At 70.9% G+C, this 24,019-nt stretch carries 23 protein-coding genes, 2 pseudogenes and 1 riboswitch; of the genes and pseudogenes, 11 read left to right on the top strand and 14 right to left on the bottom strand.

The window, feature by feature from the left end:
* The first annotated feature begins 41 nt into the window (after positions 1 to 41).
* A complete protein-coding gene (gene pdxR, locus ACZ41I_RS18955; protein ID WP_468514622.1) occupies positions 42 to 1,436 on the top strand; it encodes a MocR-like pyridoxine biosynthesis transcription factor PdxR in 1,395 nt (464 codons plus the stop codon).
* A 25-nt stretch (positions 1,437 to 1,461) separates the two neighbouring features.
* Here the strand turns inward: pdxR and ACZ41I_RS18950 are convergent, their stop codons facing one another.
* Positions 1,462 to 1,989 carry a hypothetical protein gene (locus ACZ41I_RS18950; RefSeq protein WP_468514621.1) on the bottom strand — a complete coding sequence of 176 codons (528 nt, stop codon included), beginning with the start codon at positions 1,987 to 1,989 and terminating at the stop codon, positions 1,462 to 1,464.
* Between the two features lie 150 nt (positions 1,990 to 2,139).
* Complete coding sequence (locus tag ACZ41I_RS18945) at positions 2,140 to 2,967, bottom strand: DMT family transporter (RefSeq protein WP_363214817.1); 828 nt, start codon at positions 2,965 to 2,967, stop codon at positions 2,140 to 2,142.
* Between the two features lie 145 nt (positions 2,968 to 3,112).
* On the opposite strand from ACZ41I_RS18945, the gene ACZ41I_RS18940 reads away from it, so the two are divergent.
* The gene (locus ACZ41I_RS18940; protein ID WP_399763805.1) at positions 3,113 to 3,454 is read left to right on the top strand and encodes a hypothetical protein; all 342 of its coding nucleotides are present in this window, start codon (positions 3,113 to 3,115) and stop codon (positions 3,452 to 3,454) included.
* Positions 3,455 to 3,481: 27 nt separating this feature from the next.
* Positions 3,482 to 4,660: pseudogene (locus tag ACZ41I_RS18935) on the top strand (glutathionylspermidine synthase family protein); the annotation flags it as partial.
* On the opposite strand, the gene rocD reads toward ACZ41I_RS18935, so the two are convergent.
* Entirely contained in the window at positions 4,623 to 5,867 is a 1,245-nt protein-coding gene (gene rocD / locus ACZ41I_RS18930) for an ornithine--oxo-acid transaminase (RefSeq protein ID WP_468514620.1), read from the bottom strand. The pseudogene ACZ41I_RS18935 and the gene rocD overlap by 38 nt on opposite strands.
* A 114-nt stretch (positions 5,868 to 5,981) precedes the next feature.
* Positions 5,982 to 6,070, top strand: a riboswitch (ZMP/ZTP riboswitch).
* A gap of 32 nt (positions 6,071 to 6,102) precedes the next feature.
* Between rocD and ACZ41I_RS18925 the strand changes: the two genes are divergently transcribed.
* From ACZ41I_RS18925 to ACZ41I_RS18915, 3 genes are all read left to right on the top strand, one after another.
* Positions 6,103 to 7,554, top strand: coding sequence for a glycine hydroxymethyltransferase (locus ACZ41I_RS18925; RefSeq protein ID WP_363214803.1), 1,452 nt, complete (start codon positions 6,103 to 6,105; stop codon positions 7,552 to 7,554).
* A 162-nt stretch (positions 7,555 to 7,716) separates the two neighbouring features.
* The gene (trpS, locus tag ACZ41I_RS18920) at positions 7,717 to 8,733 is read left to right on the top strand and encodes a tryptophan--tRNA ligase (protein ID WP_363214804.1); all 1,017 of its coding nucleotides are present in this window, start codon (positions 7,717 to 7,719) and stop codon (positions 8,731 to 8,733) included.
* 187 nt (positions 8,734 to 8,920) lie between these two features.
* Positions 8,921 to 9,493, top strand: a complete 573-nt coding sequence (locus tag ACZ41I_RS18915; protein ID WP_363214805.1) for a 2'-5' RNA ligase family protein — start codon at positions 8,921 to 8,923, stop codon at positions 9,491 to 9,493.
* Positions 9,494 to 9,515: 22 nt separating this feature from the next.
* Here the strand turns inward: ACZ41I_RS18915 and ACZ41I_RS18910 are convergent, their stop codons facing one another.
* Positions 9,516 to 10,907, bottom strand: coding sequence for an FAD-binding protein (locus ACZ41I_RS18910; RefSeq protein ID WP_468514619.1), 1,392 nt, complete (start codon positions 10,905 to 10,907; stop codon positions 9,516 to 9,518).
* 116 nt (positions 10,908 to 11,023) lie between these two features.
* Between ACZ41I_RS18910 and ACZ41I_RS18905 the strand changes: the two genes are divergently transcribed.
* Together ACZ41I_RS18905 and ACZ41I_RS18900 are read left to right on the top strand one after the other, a co-directional pair.
* The gene (locus tag ACZ41I_RS18905) at positions 11,024 to 11,944 is read left to right on the top strand and encodes a YihY/virulence factor BrkB family protein (RefSeq protein ID WP_399763820.1); all 921 of its coding nucleotides are present in this window, start codon (positions 11,024 to 11,026) and stop codon (positions 11,942 to 11,944) included.
* Positions 11,945 to 12,114: 170 nt separating this feature from the next.
* Positions 12,115 to 12,360 (top strand): annotated as a pseudogene (locus ACZ41I_RS18900) (YhjD/YihY/BrkB family envelope integrity protein); the annotation flags it as partial.
* Here the strand turns inward: ACZ41I_RS18900 and ACZ41I_RS18895 are convergent.
* The gene (locus ACZ41I_RS18895) at positions 12,308 to 13,567 is read right to left on the bottom strand and encodes a D-alanyl-D-alanine carboxypeptidase family protein (protein ID WP_468514618.1); all 1,260 of its coding nucleotides are present in this window, start codon (positions 13,565 to 13,567) and stop codon (positions 12,308 to 12,310) included. The pseudogene ACZ41I_RS18900 and the gene ACZ41I_RS18895 overlap by 53 nt on opposite strands.
* A 91-nt stretch (positions 13,568 to 13,658) precedes the next feature.
* Here ACZ41I_RS18895 and ACZ41I_RS18890 point away from each other — a divergent pair, with 91 nt between their 5' ends.
* Together ACZ41I_RS18890 and ACZ41I_RS18885 are read left to right on the top strand one after the other, a co-directional pair.
* Positions 13,659 to 13,898: an SCO4848 family membrane protein gene (locus tag ACZ41I_RS18890; RefSeq protein WP_351238855.1), complete on the top strand. Its 240-nt coding sequence runs from the start codon at positions 13,659 to 13,661 to the stop codon at positions 13,896 to 13,898.
* Positions 13,899 to 14,106: 208 nt separating this feature from the next.
* Entirely contained in the window at positions 14,107 to 15,666 is a 1,560-nt protein-coding gene (locus ACZ41I_RS18885) for an ABC transporter substrate-binding protein (RefSeq protein WP_468514617.1), read from the top strand.
* Between the two features lie 6 nt (positions 15,667 to 15,672).
* Here ACZ41I_RS18885 and ACZ41I_RS18880 read toward each other — a convergent pair whose 3' ends face one another.
* From ACZ41I_RS18880 to ACZ41I_RS18840, 9 genes are all read right to left on the bottom strand, one after another.
* Positions 15,673 to 16,440, bottom strand: a complete 768-nt coding sequence (locus ACZ41I_RS18880) for a TetR/AcrR family transcriptional regulator (protein WP_468514616.1) — start codon at positions 16,438 to 16,440, stop codon at positions 15,673 to 15,675.
* 33 nt (positions 16,441 to 16,473) lie between these two features.
* Positions 16,474 to 16,968: a thiol-disulfide oxidoreductase DCC family protein gene (locus ACZ41I_RS18875; RefSeq protein ID WP_468514615.1), complete on the bottom strand. Its 495-nt coding sequence runs from the start codon at positions 16,966 to 16,968 to the stop codon at positions 16,474 to 16,476.
* Between the two features lie 14 nt (positions 16,969 to 16,982).
* Entirely contained in the window at positions 16,983 to 17,390 is a 408-nt protein-coding gene (locus ACZ41I_RS18870) for a hypothetical protein (RefSeq protein WP_363214812.1), read from the bottom strand.
* Between the two features lie 94 nt (positions 17,391 to 17,484).
* Complete coding sequence (locus ACZ41I_RS18865; protein WP_363214813.1) at positions 17,485 to 17,895, bottom strand: VOC family protein; 411 nt, start codon at positions 17,893 to 17,895, stop codon at positions 17,485 to 17,487.
* A gap of 111 nt (positions 17,896 to 18,006) precedes the next feature.
* A complete protein-coding gene (locus tag ACZ41I_RS18860) occupies positions 18,007 to 18,786 on the bottom strand; it encodes a succinate dehydrogenase iron-sulfur subunit (RefSeq protein WP_363214814.1) in 780 nt (259 codons plus the stop codon).
* Positions 18,786 to 20,540: a succinate dehydrogenase flavoprotein subunit gene (sdhA, locus tag ACZ41I_RS18855; protein ID WP_363214815.1), complete on the bottom strand. Its 1,755-nt coding sequence runs from the start codon at positions 20,538 to 20,540 to the stop codon at positions 18,786 to 18,788. The genes ACZ41I_RS18860 and sdhA overlap by 1 nt, the downstream gene beginning before the upstream one ends.
* 19 nt (positions 20,541 to 20,559) lie before the next feature.
* Positions 20,560 to 21,039 (bottom strand): succinate dehydrogenase hydrophobic membrane anchor subunit, encoded by a 480-nt coding sequence (locus tag ACZ41I_RS18850; RefSeq protein WP_360081382.1) that lies wholly within the window; start codon positions 21,037 to 21,039, stop codon positions 20,560 to 20,562.
* Positions 21,040 to 21,044: 5 nt separating this feature from the next.
* Positions 21,045 to 21,425: a succinate dehydrogenase, cytochrome b556 subunit gene (gene sdhC / locus ACZ41I_RS18845; protein ID WP_079161351.1), complete on the bottom strand. Its 381-nt coding sequence runs from the start codon at positions 21,423 to 21,425 to the stop codon at positions 21,045 to 21,047.
* Between the two features lie 192 nt (positions 21,426 to 21,617).
* Complete coding sequence (locus ACZ41I_RS18840; protein WP_399763841.1) at positions 21,618 to 22,166, bottom strand: 2-oxo-4-hydroxy-4-carboxy-5-ureidoimidazoline decarboxylase; 549 nt, start codon at positions 22,164 to 22,166, stop codon at positions 21,618 to 21,620.
* A 154-nt stretch (positions 22,167 to 22,320) separates the two neighbouring features.
* On the opposite strand from ACZ41I_RS18840, the gene ACZ41I_RS18835 reads away from it, so the two are divergent.
* Positions 22,321 to 23,985 carry a beta-N-acetylhexosaminidase gene (locus ACZ41I_RS18835; protein ID WP_468514614.1) on the top strand — a complete coding sequence of 555 codons (1,665 nt, stop codon included), beginning with the start codon at positions 22,321 to 22,323 and terminating at the stop codon, positions 23,983 to 23,985.
* Positions 23,986 to 24,019: the final 34 nt, after the last annotated feature.

The raw sequence follows: 24,019 nt of genomic DNA, 5'->3' as shown, positions 1-24,019 counted from the left end.
GACCCTAGAAGCCAGGCAGCCCAGGAGTATGGTCCAGTTCCATGGCGAAACCTTGGGCCACTCTGGGCGTCGACCTGCACCTCGAACCGACCGGCGCGGGCGGTCTGCGCCGGGGCCTGACCGACGCCCTGCGCGACGCCGTCCGCAGCGGCCGGCTCGCCGCCGGCACCCGGCTGCCCTCCTCCCGCTCCCTCGCCGCCGACCTCGGCATCGCCCGCAACACCGTCGCCGAGGCCTACGCGGACCTGGTGGCGGAGGGCTGGCTCACCGCCCGGCAGGGTTCCGGCACCCGGGTCGCGGAGCTGGCGGCGGCCCCGCCCGCCGGCAGGGGCACGGCACCCGGTCACCCGGCGCCCGCCCGCCCGACGTACAGCCTGCTCCCCGGCGCCCCCGACCTCGCGGCCTTCCCGCGCACCGAGTGGCTCAAGGCCGCCCGCCGCGCCCTCACCGCCGCCCCCTACCAGGCTCTCGGCTACGGCGACCCGTGCGGCCGGCCCGAACTGCGCGCCGCCCTCGCCGGCTACCTCGCACGGGTGCGCGGCGTCCGCGCCGATCCGGAGACCGTGCTGATCACCTCCGGCTTCGCACACGCCCTGCGCATCGTCGGCACGGTCCTCGCGGCGCGCGGGGTGCGCACGGTGGCGGTCGAGTCGTACGGCCTCGACGTCTACTGGAACCTGCTCCAGCAGGCCGGCCTCGCCACATCCGTCCTCCCGTACGGCGAACTCGGCACCGACACCAGGGCGTTGGGCGATCAGGGGGCGGTCCTGCTGACCCCCGCCCACCAGTTCCCCATGGGCACGCCCCTGCACCCGGAACGGCGGGCCACGGTGATCGACTGGGCCCGGCGCACCGGCGGTCTGATCCTGGAGGACGACTACGACGGCGAGTTCCGCTACGACCGCCAGCCCGTCGGTGCCCTCCAGGGCCTCGACCCCGACCGCGTGATCTACTTCGGCACCGCCAGCAAGTCCCTGGCCCCCGGACTGCGGCTGGGCTGGATGGTGCTGCCCCCGGCCCTCGTGGAGGAGGCGGCCTCGGCCAAGGGCCGCATCGACACCGTGGGCGCGCTGGACCAGCTCACCCTCGCCGAGTTCATCACCTCCGGCGCGTACGACCGCCACGTCCGCTCCTCCCGGCTGCGCTACCGGCGCCGCCGCGACGCCCTCGCCGCATCCGTGAGCGCCCGCGCGCCCGAGGTGACGGTCACCGGCATCGCCGCGGGCCTCCACGCGCTGCTGCGGCTGCCCGCCGGCATGGAACAGTCGGTGGTCCAGGCCGCGGCCTGGCAGGGCCTCGCCCTCCACGGCCTGTCCCTGCACCGCCACCCACAGGCCGTCGCCGAACCGCTGGACGCACTGGTCGTGGGCTACGCGACACCGCCGGACAGCGCGTGGGCGGGAGCCTTGGACGCGTTGTGCAGGGTGTTGCCGTAGGGCGGCGATGCGCGCCGCATCCGGTTCACGTGTCCGACGGCATCCAGGGTGCGAGGTCGTCGCGCCATCCCTCGAAGTGCTCCAGGGCGACGCTCAGACGGGAGTCCTTCGCCCGGTGGAGGGCGCCGACGATCCGGTGCGGGTCGACGGTCGGGAGGAGGGACTCGCCCTCCTCCTCCGACGCCGCGACGGCTTCGGCTTCCCGCTCGGTGAGCCGGTCGTACGGGTAGGTCAGCGCAGGGCACGACCGCTCCCGGCCGGGACAGGGAGTGCCGGGCGGCCACACCCAGACCGCATCGTGGTGCCGTACCAGGACCTCGCCCAGGTACCAGGCGACCGCCCGCAGAAACGGGCCTCGCCGGTCGTCGTACTGCTCTTCCCAGGTGGTGTAGCGCTCCAGGACGAGGCGTTCGAGTCGGGACAGGGAGGCGGGGGAGAAGTCCCACCGTCCGCCGGCCTGCTCGGCGAGGGCCGTGAAGTCGGCGCGGGCGGTGTCCAGCCAGGCGTTCAACTGCGGGTTGTTCCGGTAGGAGGGGTCGTCGACGGGGCGCATGCCGGTGACTCTACGACCGGCGGGGTGCGGCGAGTTGACGGCGGCTCGTCGATCGGCGCGCAGGTTCGACGCCGTCGACCGAGGATTTCCCCGGGCGGAGGCCTCACGCATCCCGCCGCGGCGGGCAATCAAGAGCCCGAACAGGCGGCCTCAGCCTTCCTCGGCCCCCACCGGCGCCTCTCCGAACCGCGCCAGCGCCAGCGCCCCCACCACGGCCACCAAGAACCCCAGCACCGCCAGCCAGGCCAGCCCCTCCCGCGTACGGTCCCCCAGCCACACCACCCCGACCGCCGCCGGACCGATGGTCTCGCCGATCACTATGCCGGCGGTGGCGGTCGTCACGGACCCCCGCTGAAGAGCCGACGTCAGCAACATGAACGCGGCGCCGCCCCCCATCACCAGTGCGTAGGCCGCCGGGTTGGTCAGCAGATCCGTCGGCGCCAGACTGTCGATCAGCCGGACCGACACCTCCACCACCCCGAAGCCGAAACCGGCCCCCAGCCCGAGCACCAGCGCCCGCGCCGGTCCGGACAGCCGCCCGGCCGTGAACGAGAGCAGCAGCATCCCGACCGCCACGGCGAGCATCACGTACCGCAAGACGTCCGAGCCGGCCTCCTTGCCCTCCGGTCCGGACGCCAGCCCCAGCATCGCGAGCCCGGCGCACACCACGGCCACCGCGGTCCACTCGGTGCCGCTCAGCCGCACCCGCAGCAGGCGCGCCGCCACCACCGCGGTCACCGCCAGACTCGACGCCAGGGCCGCGCCGACCGCGTAGATCGGAAGGGACCGCAGCGCGGCGATCTGGAACAGGAAGCCGAGCCCGTCCAGTGCCAGTCCGGCGATGTACCGCCACTGCCGCAGCGCCCGCAGCAGCAGGGCCGCCTCGCCGCCCCCGCCCGTACCGGCCTCGCGCGTGGCCACCGCCTGCAACACCGTCGCGGTGCCGAAGCAGACCGCCGCGCCAAGGGCGCACACCATTCCAAAGAACACAAAGGGACTCTAGGAGAGGGCCGATCCGGACACCCGCCCGGGTCGGCGCTCTTACCGTTCTCTAGTCTGAACCGATCGTCGGTCTGAACCGATCGTCCGAAGAGCGCGAAGAGCACACGGGGGAGACACCACGATGCAGAACACACGCCGCCGGCTGCGCTCCGGCACGGTCGTCCTCGGCGGAATGGGTCTGCTGGCCGCCGCCCTGACCGCCTGCTCGTCCGAACCGGACAAGCGCTGCGTCGACCGCGACAGCTACAACCTCGCCAAGGGGTACAAGGTCGTCTCCGACAAGAACTGCACGTCGACCAAGGCGTCCGTGGACGGCGCCTGGTACTACGGCGGCCGGAAGAAGGGCTCCTGGGTGGACGGCGGCTCCTTCACCAAGCCCCACAAGGGCTCCGGCTCCTCCAGCGGCGGCACCGGAGTCCACCGCGGCGGCTTCGGCGGCGGCTACCACGGCTCCGGCGGCTGATCCGGACAACGGACCGGAGACCGCCGTATGGAACGCCGTACCACCACCCCCCGCCCCGGCTGGCAGCAGACCGTCGAGGAACAGGGGCTCGTCTACCCCCTCACCCGCCACCCCGACGGGTCCCTGCGCCCCTACTGGGACGAGAGCGCCTACTACGTCTTCACCCTGGACGAGATCGAGGCGCTGGAGGAGACCGTCGAGGAACTGCACCGCATGTGCCTGGCGGCCGCCGAGCACATCGTGGCGGGGGACCGGTTCGCCGACCTCGGCATCACCGATCCGCGCGTGGCCGCCGCCGTCACCGAGGCCTGGCGGCGCCGCGCCGAACTCCCCTCCGTCTACGGCCGGTTCGACCTCCGCTACGACGGCACCGGCCCGGCCAAGCTGCTGGAGTACAACGCCGACACCCCGACCTCGCTGGTGGAGGCCGCCTCACCCCAGTGGTTCTGGATGGAGGACCGCTTCCCCGGCGCCGACCAGTGGAACTCCCTGCACGAACGCCTCGTCGAGGCCTGGCGGACCCAGGCCGCGCTGCTGCCTCCCGGCAGCCCCCTGCACTTCGCGCACTCCTCGGCCGACGAACTCGGCGAGGACCTGATGACGGTCGCCTACCTCAAGGAGACCGCCGAACAGGCCGGCCTCGACACCGACTGGCTGTCCATGGAGGAGATCGGCTGGGACACCCTCTCCGGCCGTTTCGTCGACAACCAGCTCCGGTTCATCCGCAGCATCTTCAAGCTCTACCCCTGGGAGTGGCTGACCACCGACGCCTTCGGCGGGCACGTCCTGGACACCCTCGACAACGGCGGCGGCACCGGCAGCACCCTGTGGATCGAACCCGCCTGGAAGATGCTGCTCAGCAACAAGGCCCTGCTGGCCGTCCTCTGGGAGCTGTACCCCGGTCACCCCAACCTGCTCCCCGCCTACCTCGACGGCCCTCGCGAGCTGGCCGTCGAGAAGGGCTATGTCGCCAAGCCCCTCCTCGGCCGCGAGGGCGAGGGCGTCACCGTGCACCAGCCGGGCGCACCGGCCGTACTGCGCGACGAGCCCGCCTGCTACCAGCAGCTCGCCCCGCTGCCCGCCTTCGACGGCAACCATGTCGTCCTCGGCGCCTGGGTCGTCCAGAACGAGCCGGCCGGTCTCGGCATCCGCGAGTCCTCCGGGCTGATCACCGACGCGTACGCGCGTTTCCTGCCGCACGTGATCCGCCAGAGCCCAGAACCGCCCGCAGCTGGGCGAGACCCCAGTCCAGGTCCTCCTCGGAGATGACCAGCGGCGGCGCGATCCGGATGGTGACGCCGTGGGTCTCCTTCACCAGCACGCCCTGGTCCATCAGCCGCTGCGACACCTCGCGCCCGGTGCCGACCGCCCGGGCGATGTCCAGGCCCGCCCACAGTCCGCGTCCCCGCACCGCCGTCACCGCGCCCGTGCCGAGCAGCCCCGCCAGCTCGCTGTGCAGCCGCGCGCCCAGCTCGGCCGCCCGCGCCTGGAACTCGCCCGTGCGCAGCATCGCGATCACCTCCAGCGCCACCGCGCAGGCCAGCGGATTCCCCCCGAACGTCGACCCGTGCTCGCCCGGGCGGAACACCCCGAGCACCTCCGCGCTCGACACCACCGCCGACACCGGCACGATCCCGCCGCCCAGCGCCTTGCCCAGCACATACATGTCCGGGACCACCCCCTCGTGTTCGCACGCGAAGGTCCGCCCCGTGCGGCCGAGACCCGACTGCACCTCGTCGGCGACGAAGAGCACGTTCCGTTCGCGGGTCAGCTCCCGGACCGCGGGCAGATAGCCGGCCGGCGGCACGATCACCCCGTTCTCGCCCTGGACCGGCTCCAGCAGCACCGCCACGGTGTTCTCCGTCAGTGCCTGCCGCATCGCCGTCGGATCGCCGTACGGCACGATCTCGAACCCCGGCGTGTACGGCCCGAAGTCCGCCCGGGCCTCCGGGTCGGTGGAGAAGCTGATGATCGTCGTCGTACGCCCGTGGAAGTTGCCGCCCGCAACCACGATCTTCGCCATCTCCGCGGGCACCCCCTTCACCCGGTACCCCCACTTCCGGGCCGTCTTCACCGCGCTCTCCACCGCCTCCGCGCCGGTGTTCACGGGCAGCACCATCTCCATCCCGCACAGCTCGGCCAGCTCCGTGCAGAACGCCGCGAACCGGTCGTGCAGGAAGGCGCGGGACGTCAGCGTCACCCGCTCCAGCTGCGCCTTCGCCGCCTCGATCAGCCGCCGGTTGCGGTGTCCGAAGTTGAGCGCCGAGTAACCGGCCAGCAGATCGAGATACCGCCGCCCCTCCACATCCGTCATCCAGGCGCCGTCCGCCGTGGCCACGACGACCGGCAGCGGATGGTAGGTGGGCGCACAGTGCGCCTCGGCGGCGCTGATGAGGTCTTCTGCAGCGGTCATGGCCTCTCCCGGATCCGACGAGAACACTTCGGGAACACGACGGTGAACTCCTTCCTACCGTCGCTCGCATGGTGGACGCGGGACCTGCGCCGTCCGGCTCGCCCGGTAGGCTGATCAGCGGGCCGTGACTGGCGCGCTGGGATGGGACGGACCATCGGGGAGCGGCCCGACGGGAAACAGTGCCGTGCGCCTGGGCCGAACGTGAACGCTGTACGCACACCGTCCGGAGGTCCTCATGCCAGAGCAGCAGCCCCTCTCCACCGAGTCCACCGCCTTCCGTGCCGCCCTCGACGTCATCCGCGCCGTCGAGCCCCGGGTCGCCGACGCCATCGGCCAGGAGGTGACCGACCAGCGCGCGATGCTCAAGCTGATCGCCTCCGAGAACTACGCCTCCCCGGCCACCCTGCTGGCGATGGGCAACTGGTTCAGCGACAAGTACGCCGAGGGCACCGTCGGCCGCCGCTTCTACGCCGGCTGCCGCAACGTCGACACCGTCGAGGCCCTGGCCGCCGAGCACGCCCGCGAACTGTTCGGCGCCCGCCACGCCTACGTCCAGCCGCACTCCGGTATCGACGCCAACCTCGTCGCCTTCTGGGCCGTACTCGCCGACCGGGTCGAGGCCCCCTTCCTGGAGAAGACCGGCGCCCGCCAGGTCAACGACCTCACCGAGGCCGACTGGGCCGAGCTGCGCCAGGCCTTCGGCAACCAGCGCATGCTCGGCATGTCCCTGGACGCCGGCGGCCACCTCACCCACGGCTTCCGCCCGAACATCTCCGGCAAGATGTTCGACCAGCGGTCCTACGGCACCGACCCGGCGACGGGCCTCATCGACTACGAGGCCCTGCGCACCCAGGCCCGCGAGTTCAAGCCGCTGATCATCGTCGCCGGCTACTCGGCGTACCCCCGCCTGGTGAACTTCCGGATCATGCGCGAGATCGCCGACGAGGTCGGCGCGACCTTGATGGTCGACATGGCCCACTTCGCGGGCCTCGTCGCCGGCAAGGTGCTCACCGGCGACTTCGACCCGGTCCCGCACGCCCAGATCGTCACCACCACCACCCACAAGTCGCTGCGCGGCCCGCGCGGCGGCATGGTCCTGTGCGACGACTCCCTCAAGGACCAGGTCGACCGCGGCTGCCCGATGGTCCTCGGCGGCCCGCTGCCGCACGTCATGGCCGCCAAGGCCGTCGCCCTCGCCGAGGCCCGGCAGCCCGCGTTCCAGGACTACGCCCAGCGCATCGTCGACAACTCCCGCGCCCTGGCGGAGGGCCTGATGCGCCGGGGCGCCACCCTGGTGACCGGCGGCACGGACAACCACCTCAACCTGATCGACGTCGCCACCTCCTACGGCCTCACCGGCCGCCAGGCGGAGTCGGCCCTCCTCGACTCGGGCATCGTCACCAACCGCAACGCCATCCCGGCCGACCCCAACGGCGCCTGGTACACCTCCGGCATCCGCATCGGCACCCCCGCGCTCACCACCCGTGGCCTCGGCACGGCCGAGATGGACGAGGTCGCCGGCCTCATCGACCGCGTCCTCACCACCACCGAGCCGGGCACCACGAAGTCGGGCGCCCCGTCCAAGGCGGCCCACGTCCTGGACGAGAAGGTGTCCCAGGAGATCGCCCAGAGGGCGACGGACCTGGTGGCCGGCTTCCCCCTGTACCCGGAAGTCGACCTGGGCTGACAACTCCGCAAGGGGCAGCCAACCCGACGGGGCGCGGGGCCGCATCGCCATGCGGCTCCGCCGCGGGGCGCGACCCGCCACAACCGGTCCGTGGTCCCCACGCACCGGCCCACCCCCACCTCTCGGGCCGATGACACCCCAGCCGATGAGAGAATGGGCGACATGGCCACTGCTGATCGCCCCCGCGTGCTCTCCGGCATCCAGCCCACCGCCGGCTCGTTCCACCTCGGCAACTACCTCGGCGCCGTCCGCCAGTGGGTGGCCCTGCAGGAGTCCCACGACGCGTTCTACATGGTCGTCGACCTGCACGCGATCACGGTCCCGCAGGACCCGAAGGAGCTGCGCGCCAACACCCGCCTGGCCGCCGCCCAGCTGCTCGCGGCCGGTCTGGACCCGGACCGCTGCACCCTCTTCGTCCAGAGCCACGTCCCCGAGCACGCCCAGCTCGCCTGGATCATGAACTGCCTCACCGGCTTCGGCGAGGCCAGCCGCATGACCCAGTTCAAGGACAAGTCCGCCAAGCAGGGCGCCGACCGCGCCTCCGTCGGCCTGTTCACGTACCCGGTCCTGCAGGTCGCCGACATCCTGCTGTACCAGGCGAACGAGGTGCCGGTCGGTGAGGACCAGCGTCAGCACATCGAGCTGACCCGTGACCTGGCCGAGCGCTTCAACGGCCGCTTCGGCGAGACCTTCGTGATCCCGTCGCCGTACATCCTCAAGGAGACGGCGAAGATCTACGACCTGCAGGACCCGTCGATCAAGATGAGCAAGTCGGCGTCCACGCCGAAGGGCCTGATCAACCTGCTCGACGAGCCGAAGACCACGGCCAAGAAGGTCAAGAGCGCCGTCACCGACACCGACACCGTGATCCGCTACGACGCGGAGAACAAGCCGGGCGTCAGCAACCTGCTCACCATCTACTCGACCCTCACCGGCACGTCCGTCGCCGAGCTGGAGCGCGACTACGAGGGCAAGATGTACGGCGCTCTCAAGACCGACCTCGCCGAGATCATGGTCGAGTTCGTCACGCCGTTCCGCGAGCGCACCCAGCAGTACCTGGACGACTCCGAGACCCTCGACTCGATCCTGGCCAAGGGCGCGGAGAAGGCCCGCGCGGTCGCCGCGGAGACGCTCGCGCAGGCCTACGAGCGGGTGGGTTTCCTGCCGGCGAAGCACTGACGAGCGCCGGGCGCACCCAGGCGTACGACCGCACACCCGTCCGGCCGGGCAGAGCGCTGCACATCACTTCCGCTGCGCCTGCCCACAGGACAGTCATGGCCGTACAGTCGATAGCCAACAGCCGGAGGAATCCGGCGGCTGAGCAGAAAACAGACACAGGAACACGGGCACGACGACAGGAGACGACGTGGGGACCGTAACGATCGGCGTGTCGATCGCGGTCCCGGAGCCCTACGGCAGCCTGCTCCAGGAGCGGCGCGCGGGCTTCGGCGACGCCGCGGCTCACGGCATCCCCACGCACGTCACCCTGCTGCCGCCGACGGAGGTCGACGAGGCCGAGCTGCCGGCCGTCGAGGCGCACCTCACCGAAGTGGCCGCTGCGGGCCGGCCGTTCCCGATGCGCCTGTCCGGCACCGGCACCTTCCGTCCCCTGTCCCCGGTGGTCTACGTCCGTGTCGTCCAGGGCGCCGAGGACTGCACCCTGCTGCAGCAGCGGGTGCGGGACGCGTCCGGGCCGGTGGCGCGCGAGCTGCAGTTCCCGTACCACCCGCATGTCACCGTCGCACACGGGATCGACGAGACGGCGATGGACCGGGCCTTCGAGGAACTGGCCGGGTTCGACGCCCAGTGGCCGTGCACGGGGTTCGCCCTGTACGAGCAGGGCGCGGACGGCGTGTGGCGCAAGCTGCGGGAGTTCACGTTCGGCGGGTCGGTGGTTCCGCCCCAGGCCGGTGCGCTCCGCAGCAGCGCGGTGTCGTAGAGGTCTTGAGGCGCGCAGCCGGCTAGAGCCCGAGCCGGCGGGCGAGGTCGGAGACGAACACTCCGCGCGGGTCCAGCCGGGTGCGCAGCGCGCGGAAGTCGGCCACGCGCGGATACATGGCGGCGAGCAGGCCGGGGCGGAGCCGCGCGTCCCCGGCGAGGCGGATACGGCCGCCGGCCGCGGTGATCTCCTCGTCGAGGTCGTCGAGGAAGGCGGCGAGTCCGGGCAGCCCGGCCGGCACGTCCAGGGCGAGGGTCCAGCCGGGCAGCGGGAAGGAGAGCCAGCCGGCGTCCGCGTCCCCGAGGGGCCGCAGGACGGCCTGGAAGGACGGGCAGCGGTGTGCGGCCAGGCGCCGCACGATCCGGTGCAGGGTCTCCTCCTGGCCGTGGCCGACGGCGAACTCGTAGCGCACCCGGCCGGCGCGGCCGTGCGGGCGGTTCCCGAGCGGGACGTGGGGGAGGGTGTCCGCGGGGCCGAAGACGGCGGACAGCGGCCGGAGTTGGCCGGTACGCGCGCGTGGCGCCGCCGTGTGGTACCGGATCCCGCCCAGCAGGCCGGCGGCGGTACGGCCGAGGAGACCGCCGGGGAGGCCGCCGAAGAAACCACTCGGGACGAGGGCGGGGACGAGGGCGGGAATGCGGGAGTGGACGAGGGCGGGGGCGGTCGGGATGCGGCGCGCGCGGTGGGACAGCGGGTGCCGCCACGCGCGCGTGCCCGCGCGGAGGCCGTCGAGCGGGGTGTGGTCGGCGCGGGTGAGGACGGCGCGTCCGGTGGCCGCGCCCCGGGCCGTCAGGTCGATCCGGGCGGCGCAGTAGCGCGCGCGGTGGCCGTCGGCGGTCAGCCGGGCCAGCAGGTCGTCGAGGTCGGTGGCGCGTTCGGTGGCGACCGTCAGATACGCCGTCTGCACCGGCAGCAGCCGGATCGTGGCCGTCAGGATCACCCCGGTCAGGCCCATGCCGCCGGCGGTCGCCTCGAACAGCTCGGTGCCCGGCTTGACCGCGTGGACCTCGCCGTCGGCGGTCAGCAGCTCCACGGACAGCACATGGCGGGAGAAGGACCCGCAGACGTGATGGCTGTCGCCGTGGAGGTCGGCGCCGATCGCCCCGCCGACGGTCACGGGGCCGGTGGCGGCGGCGACCGGCACGAACCAGCCGAGCGGCAGCAGGAGTTCGGTCAGCCGGTGCAGCAGGACACCGGCGCCGCACAGCACGATGCCCTCGTCGGCGTCGACGACATGGACGCGGTCGAGGCCGGTCGTGTCGAGGACGGTGCCGCCGGCGTTCCGGGCCGCGTCCCCGTGCGTCCGTCCCGGGCCGCCCCGGGCGACGACACCGCCCGCCCCGCAGGCGCGGACGGCTGCCGCGGCCTCCTCGTACGTCCGCGGGCGGATGACGGAAACCGTGTCTCCAGGCATGTCGGTGACCGTATCGCCCCGGTACGGGTGGTTAGTTACGGAACATTCGCCCGCTCCACACAATGGGGGATTAGTGGGATGTCATACGAGCGCGCCGGCAGGGGCAGGGACGGATCATGGACTGGCTGAAGAGACTCCCCGGCATCGGGCCGATCGTCACCCGCCTGATGGCCACGCACGCGTGGCGCTGCTACGAACGGCTGGACCGGGTGAAGTGGACGCGACTGGCCGCCGCCATGACGTTCGTCAGCTTCGTGGCGCTCTTCCCGCTGCTGACCGTGGCCGCCGCGATCAGTGCCGCCACGCTCAGCCCGGCCCGGCAGAAGACCGTCGAGCACAAGATCGCCGAACAGTTCCCGGGCGTCGTCTCCAGCCGGCTGGACCTCACCTCGCTGGTCGACAACGCCGGCACGGTCGGCGTCATCGCGGGCGCCGCGCTGCTGTTCACCGGTGTCGGCTGGGTCGGGCAGATGCGGGACTGCCTGCGGGCGGTGTGGGAGCTGCCGGACCAGCAGCAGAACCCGCTGGTGGCCAAGGCCAAGGACGCCGGCATCCTCCTCGGCCTCGGCGGCGCCCTGCTCGTCACCCTCGCCGCGTCCACGCTCGCGTCGGCCGCCGTCGGCCTGGTCTCGCGCGCGCTGGGCCTCGCCGAGCAGGGCTGGGGCAGTGTGCTGCTGCGGATCGCGGCGTTCGCCGTCGCCGTGCTCGCCGACTTCCTGGTCCTGCTCTACGTCCTGACCCTGCTGCCGGGGGTCGAGCCGCCGCGCCGCCGCCTGCTGGTGGCCGCGCTGCTCGGCGCGGTCGGCTTCGAACTGCTGAAGCTGCTGCTCAGCGGCTATATCCAGGGGGTGGCCGCGAAGAGCATGTACGGCGCGTTCGGCGTGCCCGTGGCGCTGCTGCTGTGGATCGACTTCACCGCGAGACTCGTCCTGTTCTGCGCCTCCTGGACGGCGACGCCGAGCACCGAGGCCGAACCCGCCGAGGTCAGGGACGGGTCCGGCGGCGCATCAGGTCCGGCAGCGGCCACCGGCGGTTGATCAGGAACGCCGCGCCCGCGAGCAGCACCAGCACCCCGCCCGTGATGGCTGCGGCGATGCCCACGCCGCGGGAGCCCGAGCGGGTGGTGGTTCCGGCCACCGGCCTGGAGCCGGAGCCGCCGGTCCCCGTGGACGGTCCGGCGGAGGCGCCGGCCCCGGACTGCGCGGGGCTCGGCGCGGTCGGCTTCGAACTGCTGAAGCTGCTGCTCAGCGGCTATATCCAGGGGGTGGCCGCGAAGAGCATGTACGGCGCGTTCGGCGTGCCCGTGGCGCTGCTGCTGTGGATCGACTTCACCGCGAGACTCGTCCTGTTCTGCGCCTCCTGGACGGCGACGCCGAGCACCGAGGCCGAACCCGCCGAGGTCAGGAACGGGTCCGGCGGCGCATCAGGTCCGGCAGCGGCCACCGGCGGTTGATCAGGAACGCCGCGCCCGCGAGCAGCACCAGCACCCCGCCCGTGATGGCTGCGGCGATGCCCACGCCGCGGGAGCCCGAGCGGGTGGTGGTTCCGGCCACCGGCCTGGAGCCGGAGCCGCCGGTCCCCGCGGACGGTCCGGCGGAGGCGCCGGCCCCGGACTGCGCGGGGCTCGGCGCGGCGCTCTTCGGCGGCACCAGCTCGCCCACCGGGTTGACCTTGCCGACCGCCTGGAAGCCCCAGTCGAACAGCTTCGCGGTCTCCTTGTAGACCTCGTTGTGCTCGTGCTTCTGCGGATTCATCACCGTGACCAGCAGCACCTTGCCGTTCCGCTCGGCGACGCCGGTGAAGGTGGCACCCGCATTGGTGGTGTTGCCGTTCTTCACCCCGGCGATGCCCTGGTAGACGGGCACGTCGGTGTCGCCGCTCAGCAGCCGGTTGGTATTGCGGATCTCACCGGACTCGAACTTCGCGCTGACGGTCGAGCAGTAGTCGCGGAAGTCCTTCTTCTGCAGCCCGGACCGGGCGAACAGCGTCAGGTCGTACGCCGACGACACCTGTCCCGGCTCGTCGTAGCCGTCCGGGGAGACGACATGGGTGTCCAGGGCCTGGAGCTCGTCGGCGTGGTTCTGCATGTCCTTGACGGTCTGCGCGACGCCCTGGTTCATCGCGGACAGCACATGCACGGCGTCGTTGCCCGAGCGCAGGAAGACACCGAGCCACAGGTCGTGGACGGTGTAGGTGTGGCCCTCCGTTATACCGACCACGCTGGAGCCGGCGCCCACGCCCGCGAGGTCGGCCGGCGCGACCTTGTGCTCCATGGTCCTGGGGAACCTGGGCAGCAGGGTGTCCGCGAACAGCATCTTCAGTGTGCTGGCCGGGGGCAGCCGCCAGTGCGCGTTGTGCGCGGCGAGCACCTGCCCCGACTCCGCGTCGGAGACGATCCAGGAGCGGGCGGTGAGGTCCTTCGGCAGCACGGGCACACCCGGGGCCAGGTTCACCTGTGTGCCGGGCTGCCCGAGCCGCTCCCCGCCCACGGTGGACATGCGGGCCGGGGGCGTCGCCGACGGACTCGCCGGCGGACTCGCCGGCGGACTCGTCGGCGGGGCCGGGGCGGCGAGGGCGGCGGGCGCGGTGACGGACAGGGACAGCAGGGCGGCGGAGGTGACCAGCAGCGAGCGCCGGCCGGTCTTCTTCGGTGCGGGCACGGTCGAGAACGTACCTTTTGTCGGCCATGGAGTCCCATGACCCAGGTCACCCCCGACACGGAACCGGACAGCCGACGGTGATACTGGTGCCATGAAGCTCAGCCGCCCGGTCTCCTGGTTCCTGCTCGTTTTCGGGGTGTGGTCCTGGGTCATCTGGGTCACTTTCGTCAAGAACCTGGTCAAGGACAGCAGCGGACTCGCCTTCGACCACGGCCACCCGACCGCGTACTTCTGGGTGCACCTGCTGCTGGCGGTCGTTTCCTTCGTATGGGGGACGGTCATCGGAGTCATCGGGTTGCGCGGCCTGCGCGCACTGCGCCGGACGTCATAGCGCCCGTCGGCGGCAACCGCTCCCACGCCTGTGAAGGCCCTGTGAAACCCGGCGGAAACAAACGCCTCGGTAAGTTCTTGCTCATCTGGTCAGAAAGCCCTTCCCCCATCTGAAACAGGTGTGATTAGGTGAGCCGCGCCACTAGGGGAGTGGCGCAAACAGTGCTGGCCAGGGGTAGGGCTTTTGCAGGCCTGGGGAGGGCACCACCATGCGATCTGTTCGCATGCGCGTTCTCATGACACTGCTCGTGCTCGCGGTCGTGGGAATCGGCGGCTGGCAGCTGCTGCCGTCGCAACAGGACAAGAACAGGGCCATCAGGGTCGGTACGACGGACGCCGTTACGAACCTCGACCCGGCCGGTGCCTACGACGCCGGTTCCTGGGCCCTGTTCAGCAATGTCTTCCAGTCGCTGCTGACGTTCGAGCCGGGCGGCGTCGAGCCGGTCCCGGACGCGGCGAAGAGCTGTGCCTTCCAGGGCGCCGGCCTGCGGACGTACCGGTGCACGCTGCGGTCCGGGATCACCTTCCCGAGCGGGCGCGCGATGACGGCCGAGGACGTGAAGTACTCCTTCGACCGCGTCAAGAGGATCAACTCCGATGTCGGCCCGTCGTCGCTGTTCGCCACGCTCGCCTCGGTGAGCGCCGACAACGCGACGACCGTCACCTTCCACCTGTCGTCCCCCGACGCCACCTTCCCGCTGAAGGTCGCCACGGGCGCCGGGGCGATCGTGGACAAGGACGCCTACCCGGCCGACTCCCTGCGCACCGGTACCGCGGTCGACGGCACGGGCCCGTACACCCTGGCCTCGTACACCAGGGGCCGGCAGGCCGAACTGAGGCCGAACGGGCGGTACAAGGGCTACCTCAGCGGCACGGGCCGTCCCATCGAGCTGCGTTACTATGCCGACTCGGCGAAACTCGACAGCGCCTGGAAGGCGGGCCAGGTGGACGTCGCCACCCGGGACCTGCCGCCGCACGTGCTCTCCCACCTCAACCCCAGCGACCCCAAGCAGCGCATCACCGAGTCCGACAGCGCCGAGACCCGCAACCTGTACCTCAACACCCGCGCGACCTCTCCGCTGCACGATGTGCGGGTGCGCCGCGCGATGGCCTGGCTGGTCAACCGCGAGGAGCTGGCGGCGACGGTCTACGAGGGCACGGTCGACCCGCTGTACTCGCTGATCCCGACCGGCATCACCGGCCACACCACCTCCTTCTTCGACGACTACCCGACGCAGAGCGTGCAGAAGGCGCGTGCGCTGCTCACCCAGGCCGGGGTGAGCCTGCCGGTGCGCTTCACCTTCGGCTACGGCAGGAACCGGGGCGCCGGTGAGGAGGAGGCCGCGGCGCTGAAGAAGCAGCTGGAGGCGGGCGGTCTGTTCAAGGTGGACGTCCAGGGGTACGAGTGGACCGACTTCCAGAAGCGCTGGGCCACCGGGAAGATCGACGCGTGGGCGGTCGGCTGGGTGGCCGACTATCCCGACCCGGACACCTTCGGCGCCGCGCTCGTCGGCACCGGCTCCACGATGAGCACCGGGTACAGCAACAAACTGGTCGACCATCTCATCCTGGACAGCCAGCAGTACCCCGACCGCAGCCGGGCCGCGGGCGACTTCAAGGACATCCAGGCGGACGTCGCCCGGGACGTTCCGCTGATCCCGCTGTGGCAGCGCAAGGAGTACGTGGTCGGCACCGAGGACGTGGGCGGCAGCCAGTACCTGGACGACGGCACGGGCGTGTTCCGCCTGTGGCGTCTGAACTGGATCTGACCGGGATCACTCCTCGTCCTCGGGCCCCTTGCGCTCCTTGGGCCCCTTGGCCCGCGGGTCCGGCAGCGCCTTCGTCATGCCGGGCAGGAAGTCCGTGAACAGTTCATGGACCTCCAGGACCAGGGGGCGCAGCACACGGAAGCGGGCGAGCGCCACTCCGCGGGCGGTCAGCCGGGCGCCGCGCCGGGCGAGCCGGTAGCTGCGCTCGCGGTCCTCGGTGCGGTCGAAGATCCAGTACAGGACCAGCCCCATCTGGGAGAGCCACAGCAACTCCGGAAGGACGTCCCGCAGTTCGGGGGCGACCTTGGACTTCGAGCCGGCCAGCACCTCCCGGTGGACGCTGATGGCCTGCTCGCGGGCGTGTTCGCTCTCCGGTGAGAAGGGGCTGAGCGGGCTGTCGGGGTCGGCGGCGTTCTTGAAGAACTGCACGGCGAACTCGTGGTAGGGCCGGGCGATGTCGAGCCAGCGGGTCAGTACGCCGGCCAGCCGCGCCTCCAGGTCGGTCTCCCGGTCCAGGATCTCGCGGACCGCCACCTGGTGCTCGGCGGCGATCCGGTCGTAGAAGCCCTGGATCAGGTGTTCCTTGCCCTCGAAGTAGTAGTAGGCGTTGCCGACGGAGACCCCGGCCTCCTTGGCGATGGCCCGCATGGTGGTCTTGTCGTACCCGCGCTCCTGGAACAACCGCATCGCGGTCTCCAGGATCAGCGCGCGGGTCTGCTCGGACTTGCTGCTGGGGGAGCCGGCCGTCTCGGGACCGTCGTTCTTCGCGGGCACGGTACAAGAGCCTAACGAGTGCGGCAAAGGACCCTAACGGGTGGCGCAGGAGCCGTCGGGGCAGGACGGCGGGTTGTAGCTCCAGCCGGTGCTCGGGTGGTACGACCACCCGTCCTGCCGCCGGTACGTCTGGTGCCCGCCCCACTGCGCGCCGCGCCACTTCGCCGCCGCCAGCACCGCCCCGCGGGCGAGCCGGGCGCCGGACGGGGTGCTCAGCCGGTGGGCGAGGGGCCGGTGCTCGCGCAGGGCCCACAGGACGACGATCCAGGCGCGGGCGCCCCGGTAGACCTGGCCGGAGTCGCCGACGACGGTGACCTCGTCGAGGGTGGCCGGGTGGTCGAGCCCGGGGAAGCGGGCCCGGGCCCGGTCGGAGCCCGCCGGCAGCAGCTCCAGCGGGACCAGCTGCGGCTGCCGCACCAGCCAGTCCCGCAGATGCGTGCACAGGCCGCACTCGGCGTCGTACAGCACGGTCAGCCCGCGGAGGGCCGGGATGCCCCCCGTGGCGCCCCGGTCCTCCGCGGTGGTCATGCCGGTCACGGTGGTCACGCCCCGGCCGCCGGGGTGATCCACTCCTGCGGGGTGACCGGGGGCTGCTGCTCGCGCTCCATGATCCCGCGCCGGCGGATGCGGTTGAGGACGTACACATTGCCCAGGTGCATCACGCCGAGCACCAGCAGGACCACGCCCAGCTTGGTCGACAGCGCCTCGAAGATGCCGCGGGTGTCCTCGATCGTCTCGTCCCCGCTCAGGTACAGCGCCACGAAGCCGAGGTTGACCAGGTAGAAGCCGACGACCAGGAGGTGGTTGACGGCGTCCGCGAGCTTCTCGTTGCCGTGCAGCACGTCGGCGAGGAAGATCCGGCCGTTGCGGCTGAGCGTGCGGGCCACCCAGATGGTCAGCGCGATGCTGACGACCAGGTAGATGACGTAGGCGATGACGGTGCGGTCCATGCCCCACCCCTTCTTGAACGCGTTCAAAACGCTGACAGGGGTGACTCTAGCCCCATTTTTGAACGTGTTCAACTCAAGAGTGGAGTCCTCCGGCTCACCAACGGCGGCCCAGTTCCGGGCGCTTGGTGTAGTCCGTGAAGCCGAGGACGTTGCCCCAGGGGTCGGCGATCTCCACGGTCCAGCCGGTGGCCGCGCGGAACACCTCGTCCAGCGGGGTGATGCCGGCCGCGGCCAGCTCCCGGGCCGCCGCCCGTGCGTCCGGCACCTCCAGCCAGATGCGCGACGAGGGCCAGGGCGGCGTCCGGTGCCCCAGTGCCTCCTCGGCGCGCAGCAGGATCCCGGGGGTCTCCGCGCCGACCCTCAGCAGCGCGATCCCGGCCTCGTCGAACCGGAACCCCACGGTGAACCCGGCCCGCTCGTAGAAGTCGACGGCCTCGCCGAGGTCACCGACGGGCAGCAGCACGTTGTCGAAACCGAGCAGTTCGTACGACTCTTTGTCTGACATGTCGTCAGATTAGAACCGCGGGTCGGCGAAATGCGACAAAAACGCCCGAGGGCCCCGCTTCCGGAGGATCGGAAGCAGGGCCCTCGGGCCGGATGCGGATGACCGGGAAGATCAGTAGCGGCGCGTGATGAGCGCGCGCTTCACTTCCTGGATCGCCTTGGTGACCTCGATACCGCGCGGGCAGGCGTCCGTGCAGTTGAAGGTCGTACGGCAACGCCACACACCGTCACGGTCGTTGAGGATCTCCAGGCGCTGCTCGCCCGCCTCGTCACGGCTGTCGAAGATGAAGCGGTGGGCGTTCACGATCGCGGCCGGACCGAAGTACTGGCCGTCGTTCCAGAACACCGGGCAGGACGACGTGCACGCGGCGCACAGGATGCACTTGGTGGTGTCGTCGAAGCGCTCGCGGTCCTCGGCGGACTGCAGCCGCTCACGGGTCGGCTCGTTCGTGTCCTTGGTGACCAGGAACGGCATGACGTCCCGGTACGCCTGGAAGAACGGCTCCATGTCCACGACCAGGTCCTTCAGGACCGTCAGGCCCTTGATGGGCTCGATCGTGATCGGCTTCTCGGGGTTGATGTCCTTGATCAGCGTCTTGCAGGCAAGGCGGTTCTTGCCGTTGATCCGCATCGCGTCCGAGCCGCAGATGCCGTGCGCGCACGAGCGGCGGAAGGTGAGGGTGCCGTCGACGTCCCACTTGATCTTGTGGAGGCCGTCGAGGACACGCTCCTTCGGGTCGATCTCCAGCTGGAAGTCTTCCCAGGCCGCCTCCGCCGAGACCTCCGGGTTGAACCGGCGGATCCGGAAGGTGACCGTGATGTAGGGGGAGTCGGCGAAACCGGGCTCGGGCCGGCCGGCCGCGTCCGCCTTGTCCAGAACAGGGGTAGCCATCAGTACTTACGCTCCATCGGCTGGTAGCGGGTCTGGACGACCGGCTTGTAGTCGAGACGGACGGTTTCCGAGCCGTCGGCGCCGACCTCGCGGTACGCCATGGTGTGGCGCATGAAGTTGACGTCGTCGCGGTTCGGGTAGTCCTCGCGGTAGTGACCGCCGCGGGACTCCTTGCGGGCCAGCGCCGAGACGGCCATGACCTCGGCCAGGTCCAGCAGGTTGCCCAGCTCGATGGCCTCCAGCAGGTCGGTGTTGAACCGCTTGCCCTTGTCCTGGATCGCCACGTTCTTGTAGCGCTCGCGCAGCTCGGCGATCTTCTCGACGGCCGTCTTGATCGTCTGCTCGGTGCGGAACACCATGACGTTGGCGTCCATGGTCTCCTGCAGCTCACGGCGCAGGGTGGCCACCCGCTCGTTGCCGGTGGAGTTGCGCAGCTGCTCGATCTGCTCGACGACGAACGTCTCCGGGCCCTCCGGCAGCTCGACGAAGTCGGCCTTCGCCGAGTACTCGGCGGCGGCGATGCCCGCACGGCGGCCGAAGACGTTGATGTCCAGCAGCGAGTTGGTGCCGAGGCGGTTGGCGCCGTGCACGGAGACGCAGGCGACCTCGCCGGCCGCGTACAGACCCGGCACGACGGTGGTGTTGTCCGCCAGGACCTCACCCTCGACGTTCGTCGGGATGCCGCCCATCGCGTAGTGCGCGGTCGGCTGGATCGGGATCGGGTCCGTGTACGGCTCGATACCGAGGTAGGTGCGCGCGAACTCGGTGATGTCCGGGAGCTTGGCGTCCAGCTGCTCCGGCGGCAGGTGCGTGAGGTCCAGGTAGACGTGGTCGCCCTCGGGACCGCAGCCGCGGCCCTCGCGGATCTCCGTGTAGATGGAGCGGGACACGACGTCACGGGACGCCAGGTCCTTCATGACGGGAGCGTACTTCTCCATGAAGCGCTCGCCGTCCTTGTTGCGCAGGATGCCGCCCTCGCCGCGGGCACCCTCGGTGAGCAGGATGCCCATGCGCCAGATGCCGGTCGGGTGGAACTGGAAGAACTCCATGTCCTCCAGCGGCAGGCCCCGGCGGTAGACGGCGGCCTGGCCGTCACCGGTGAGGGTGTGCGCGTTGGAGGTCACCTTGAAGAACTTGCCGCAGCCGCCGGAGGCGTAGATGACGGCCTTCGCCTGGAAGATGTGGATCTCACCGGTCGCCAGCTCGTAGGCGACGACACCGGCCGAGTGCTTGACGCCGTCGACCTCGGTGATCAGCTGGTCCAGGACGTAGAACTCGTTGAAGAACTCCACGCCCTCCTTGACGCAGTTCTGGTACAGCGTCTGGAGGATCATGTGGCCGGTGCGGTCCGCGGCGTAGCAGGACCGGCGGACCGGGGCCTCGCCGTGGTTGCGGCTGTGACCGCCGAAGCGGCGCTGGTCGATGGTGCCGTCCTTGGTGCGGTTGAACGGCAGGCCCATCTTCTCCAGGTCGAGGACGGCGTCGATGGCCTCCTTCGCCAGGATCTCGGCGGCGTCCTGGTCGACCAGGTAGTCACCGCCCTTGACCGTGTCGAAGGTGTGCCACTCCCAGTTGTCCTCCTCCACGTTGGCCAGCGCTGCGGCCATACCGCCCTGCGCGGCGCCCGTGTGGGAGCGGGTGGGGTAGAGCTTGGTCAGCACGGCGGTGCGGCTGCGCTTCGTCGCCTCGATGGCGGCGCGCATGCCCGCGCCACCGGCGCCGACGATGACGGTGTCGTACTTGTGGATCTTCATGATTCTCGCAGCCCCGTGCCTAGCGGATGTTCGGGTCGAAGGTGAAGATCACCAGCGTGCCCAGCAGGATGGTCCACACCGTGGCGGTGTACAGCAGGGCCTTCAGCCACATGCGGGAGCTCGCGCGCTCCGCGTAGTCGTTGATGACCGTGCGCAGGCCGTTGGCGCCGTGCAGCATCGCGAGCCACAGCATCAGCAGGTCCCAGACCTGCCACCACGGGGAGGCCCAGCGGCCGGCCACGAAGGCGAAGCCGATCTTGGAGACACCGCCGTCCAGCACGAGCTGGATCAGCAGGTGGCCGAGGACCAGGACGACCAGCACGATGCCGGACAGGCGCATGAACAGCCAGGCGGCCAGCTCGAAGTTGCCCCGGGTCGACTTCGGGGTCTTCTTGGTGCGCTTGCGCGGCGCCTCGATCAGCGGGGCCGGGTTGTCGACGTCGTAGGCGGCTCCCTCGACGGGGCCGACGCCGGACGCGGTGGTTTCAGTGGTCGACATCGGCGTCAGCTCCCAAAGAGAACGCGGGCGGCGTGGCCGAGGACCGGGTAGACCGCGCCGGCCATCAGGACGACCCAGACACCCATCACGGTCCAGAACATCTGCTTCTGGTAGCGCGGGCCCTTCGACCAGAAGTCGACGGCGATGACGCGCAGGCCGTTGAGCGCGTGGAAGAGGATGGCGGCGACGAGGCCGTACTCCAGCAGCGCGACGATCGGCGTCTTGTACGTGGCTACGACCTTGTCGTAGTCCTCGGGGGAGACACGCACGAGAGCGGTGTCCAGCACGTGAACGAACAGGAAGAAGAAGATGAGGACGCCGGTGACTCGGTGAGCCACCCAGGACCACATTCCTTCCCGGCCGCGGTACAGCGTTCCAGCCGGCACGGAAGAACCCTCCGGGAGCGGGGACTAGGGCCGCGCCGGCTTCACTGTCGGTCGGGCCCGGCCGGGTACGGTCCACCGGCCCCCAGCATCGTAGCGAGACGCTGCGCTGTGCCTTACGGGGGGCCTCCCGGTGTGATCAAACTGGCACCGGATGGGTTAGGGGCCGTGCGGCTGCCGGGGTGGTATGAGCGGTTATGTGCCGTGTGCGGGTGCGTTGTAGCTGGTCGCACAGTTCCCCGCGCCCCCGAGGCAGGTGTCCAGCCTGCCTCGGGCGAGGCGCCGTAGCTCCTCTGCCGCGATCACCCGCTCCTCCTCCGGATCGTTCGCCAATCGTGATCGGATCGCCTCCAGGATGCGGTCGATGGCCTCGTCCGGGTGAGTGTCGCCCAGATAGATGACGAACGCGTGTCCGAATCGGGCCTCATAAGCCGCGTGGGCCGCGCTCAGAGCCATGTGGGCCGCCGAGTAGGTGCCCTCGGGCAGGTCGGGAAGTGACTCGCCCGCCAGGGCCTCCGCCAGATCCGCAGGCGACAGGTCGTATGCCGCCTCGTCCGCCGCCGCCAGGAGGGAGTCCAGGTCGGGGTAGGGGCGGTGGTCCGCGAGGCGGTGCGACCAGCGCAGGCTGCCCAGGCAGCGCAGCAGGAGGGCGCGGGCCTCGTCGCCGGGGGCGCTGTTGAAGGCGTCGAGGGGCGTGGGGAGATACGGAAGGCGGTGGGCGGGCAGCGTGGGTCCTCGCGTCACATGTGGCGTGGCAGGGGATGCTGTGAAAGGTGTGTCGTCAGGTTATCGAGAGTGGTCACTGTGTGTCCGTGCGATGCCTGAAATTCACTCGGACGGGAGAGTTTCAGAGCGACTCGGTGACGAAGGAAGCGCCGATCGGTCGTACGTTGGCAGGGTGACCCAGCACAAGCGCCGTGGTTCGGCGCAGCAGGTGATACGGAAACGGACGGTGGTGGCCGCCGCCTTCGTCGGGACCGTCGCGCTCGGTACGGGCGTCGGCGTATGGGCCTCGGCGGGCGGGGGCGGCGGGCAGCCGGAAGGGGGTGCGCGACAGCAGTCGTCGTCCGGCCGGGTGGCCGGAAGCGCCTCCAGCGGTGCGGCCACGCCCTCGGCGAGTCCGCGGCCCAGCCGGTCCTATGCGCTGTCGCAGGCGCCGCGCACGATACCCGCGGTGCGCTCGCACGCTCCCTCGCGCGGGCCCGGCTGGAAGCCGCAGAAGGCGGACCGGGTGGTGATCAGCGACGCGGAGCTGGCCGACGAGGGACGGCTGATAGCCGGGGAGCTGGGGATCGGCTACGCGGGCCAGAAGGACGACGTGCGGGCGGGGGACGTCCGGCTCGCGCTCGGCGGCGGGGGCGGCAACCAGGAGTCGTACACGATGACCGTCCGTGACGGGCGGGTGGACATCAGCGGCCCCGGCGAGGCCGGTGTCTTCTACGGCACCCGCACGCTGAAGCAGGAGGTCCACGGCGGCGGTACGGCGCCCGAGGGCGTCGTGCGGGACGCGCCCGCCAAGCCGGTGCGCGGGTTCATGCTGGACATCGCCCGCAAACCGTTCAGCGAATCCTGGATCGAGGACCGAATACGGGAGCTGGGGGACCTGAAGTTCAACGAGCTGGGACTGCACTTCTCCGACGACCAGGCGTTCCGCATCGAGTCCAGCACCCATCCCGAGATCGTCTCCCCGGACCACCTGACCAAGGCGCAGGTCAAGAGGATCGTGGGGCTGGCGAACAGCCGGCACATCACCGTCGTCCCCGAGATCGACTCGCCCGGACACCTGGGCGCCGTCCTCGCCGCCCACCCGGACCTCCAGCTGCGCAACGCGAGCGGGATCGCGACCAAGGGGGCCATCGACATCTCCAAGCCCGCCTCCGCGAAGATCGTCGACGACCTGCTGAACGAGTACGCGGGGCTGTTCACCGGCAACCAGTGGCACCTCGGCGGCGACGAGTACCAGGCGCTGACCGTGAAGAACGCGCAGGCGTCCTATCCGCAGCTCGCCGCGGCGGCCCGGCAGAAGTACGGCTCCGGCGGCACCGTCGCCGACCTCGCCACCGGCTGGCTGAACGACCGGGCCGGCACCGTCCGCGCCCACGACAAGACCGTGCGGGCCTGGAACGACGGCTTCTACCGCGGGACCTCCGTGCAGGCCGCGAAGGACCTGCAGGCCGCCTACTGGACCGGCAAGGAGCTCGGTGCCCGGCAGCCCGTGGAGTACCTGAGCGCGGGGCGGAAGGTGCTCAACTACAACGACGAGTTCCTCTACTACGTGCTCGGTCAGCCGCAGACCTTCGTGTACCCGACCGGACAGCGGATCTACGAGCAGTGGAACCCCCGGGTGCTGCGCGGCACGAGCGCCGTACCGGCGGGCTACGACGGGCAGATCCTCGGCGGCTCCTTCGCGGTGTGGTGCGACTTCCCGAACGCGCAGACGGAGGCGCAGGTGGCGGCCGGGATCCGGATGCCGCTGCGGGCCACCGTGCAGAAGCTGTGGGACCCGGGCAGGCCCGCGCTGTCCTGGACCGACTTCCGGAATCTCGCGAACCGGCTTGGCTGAAAACATCCGCTGTGACACTCCCGCGCCGTTGCAC

It is taken from the genome of Streptomyces sp. NPDC030799 (genome assembly GCF_055572255.1).
The sequence above is the reverse complement of the archived record's forward strand: the minus strand, read 5'-3'. Positions and strand labels throughout refer to the sequence as shown.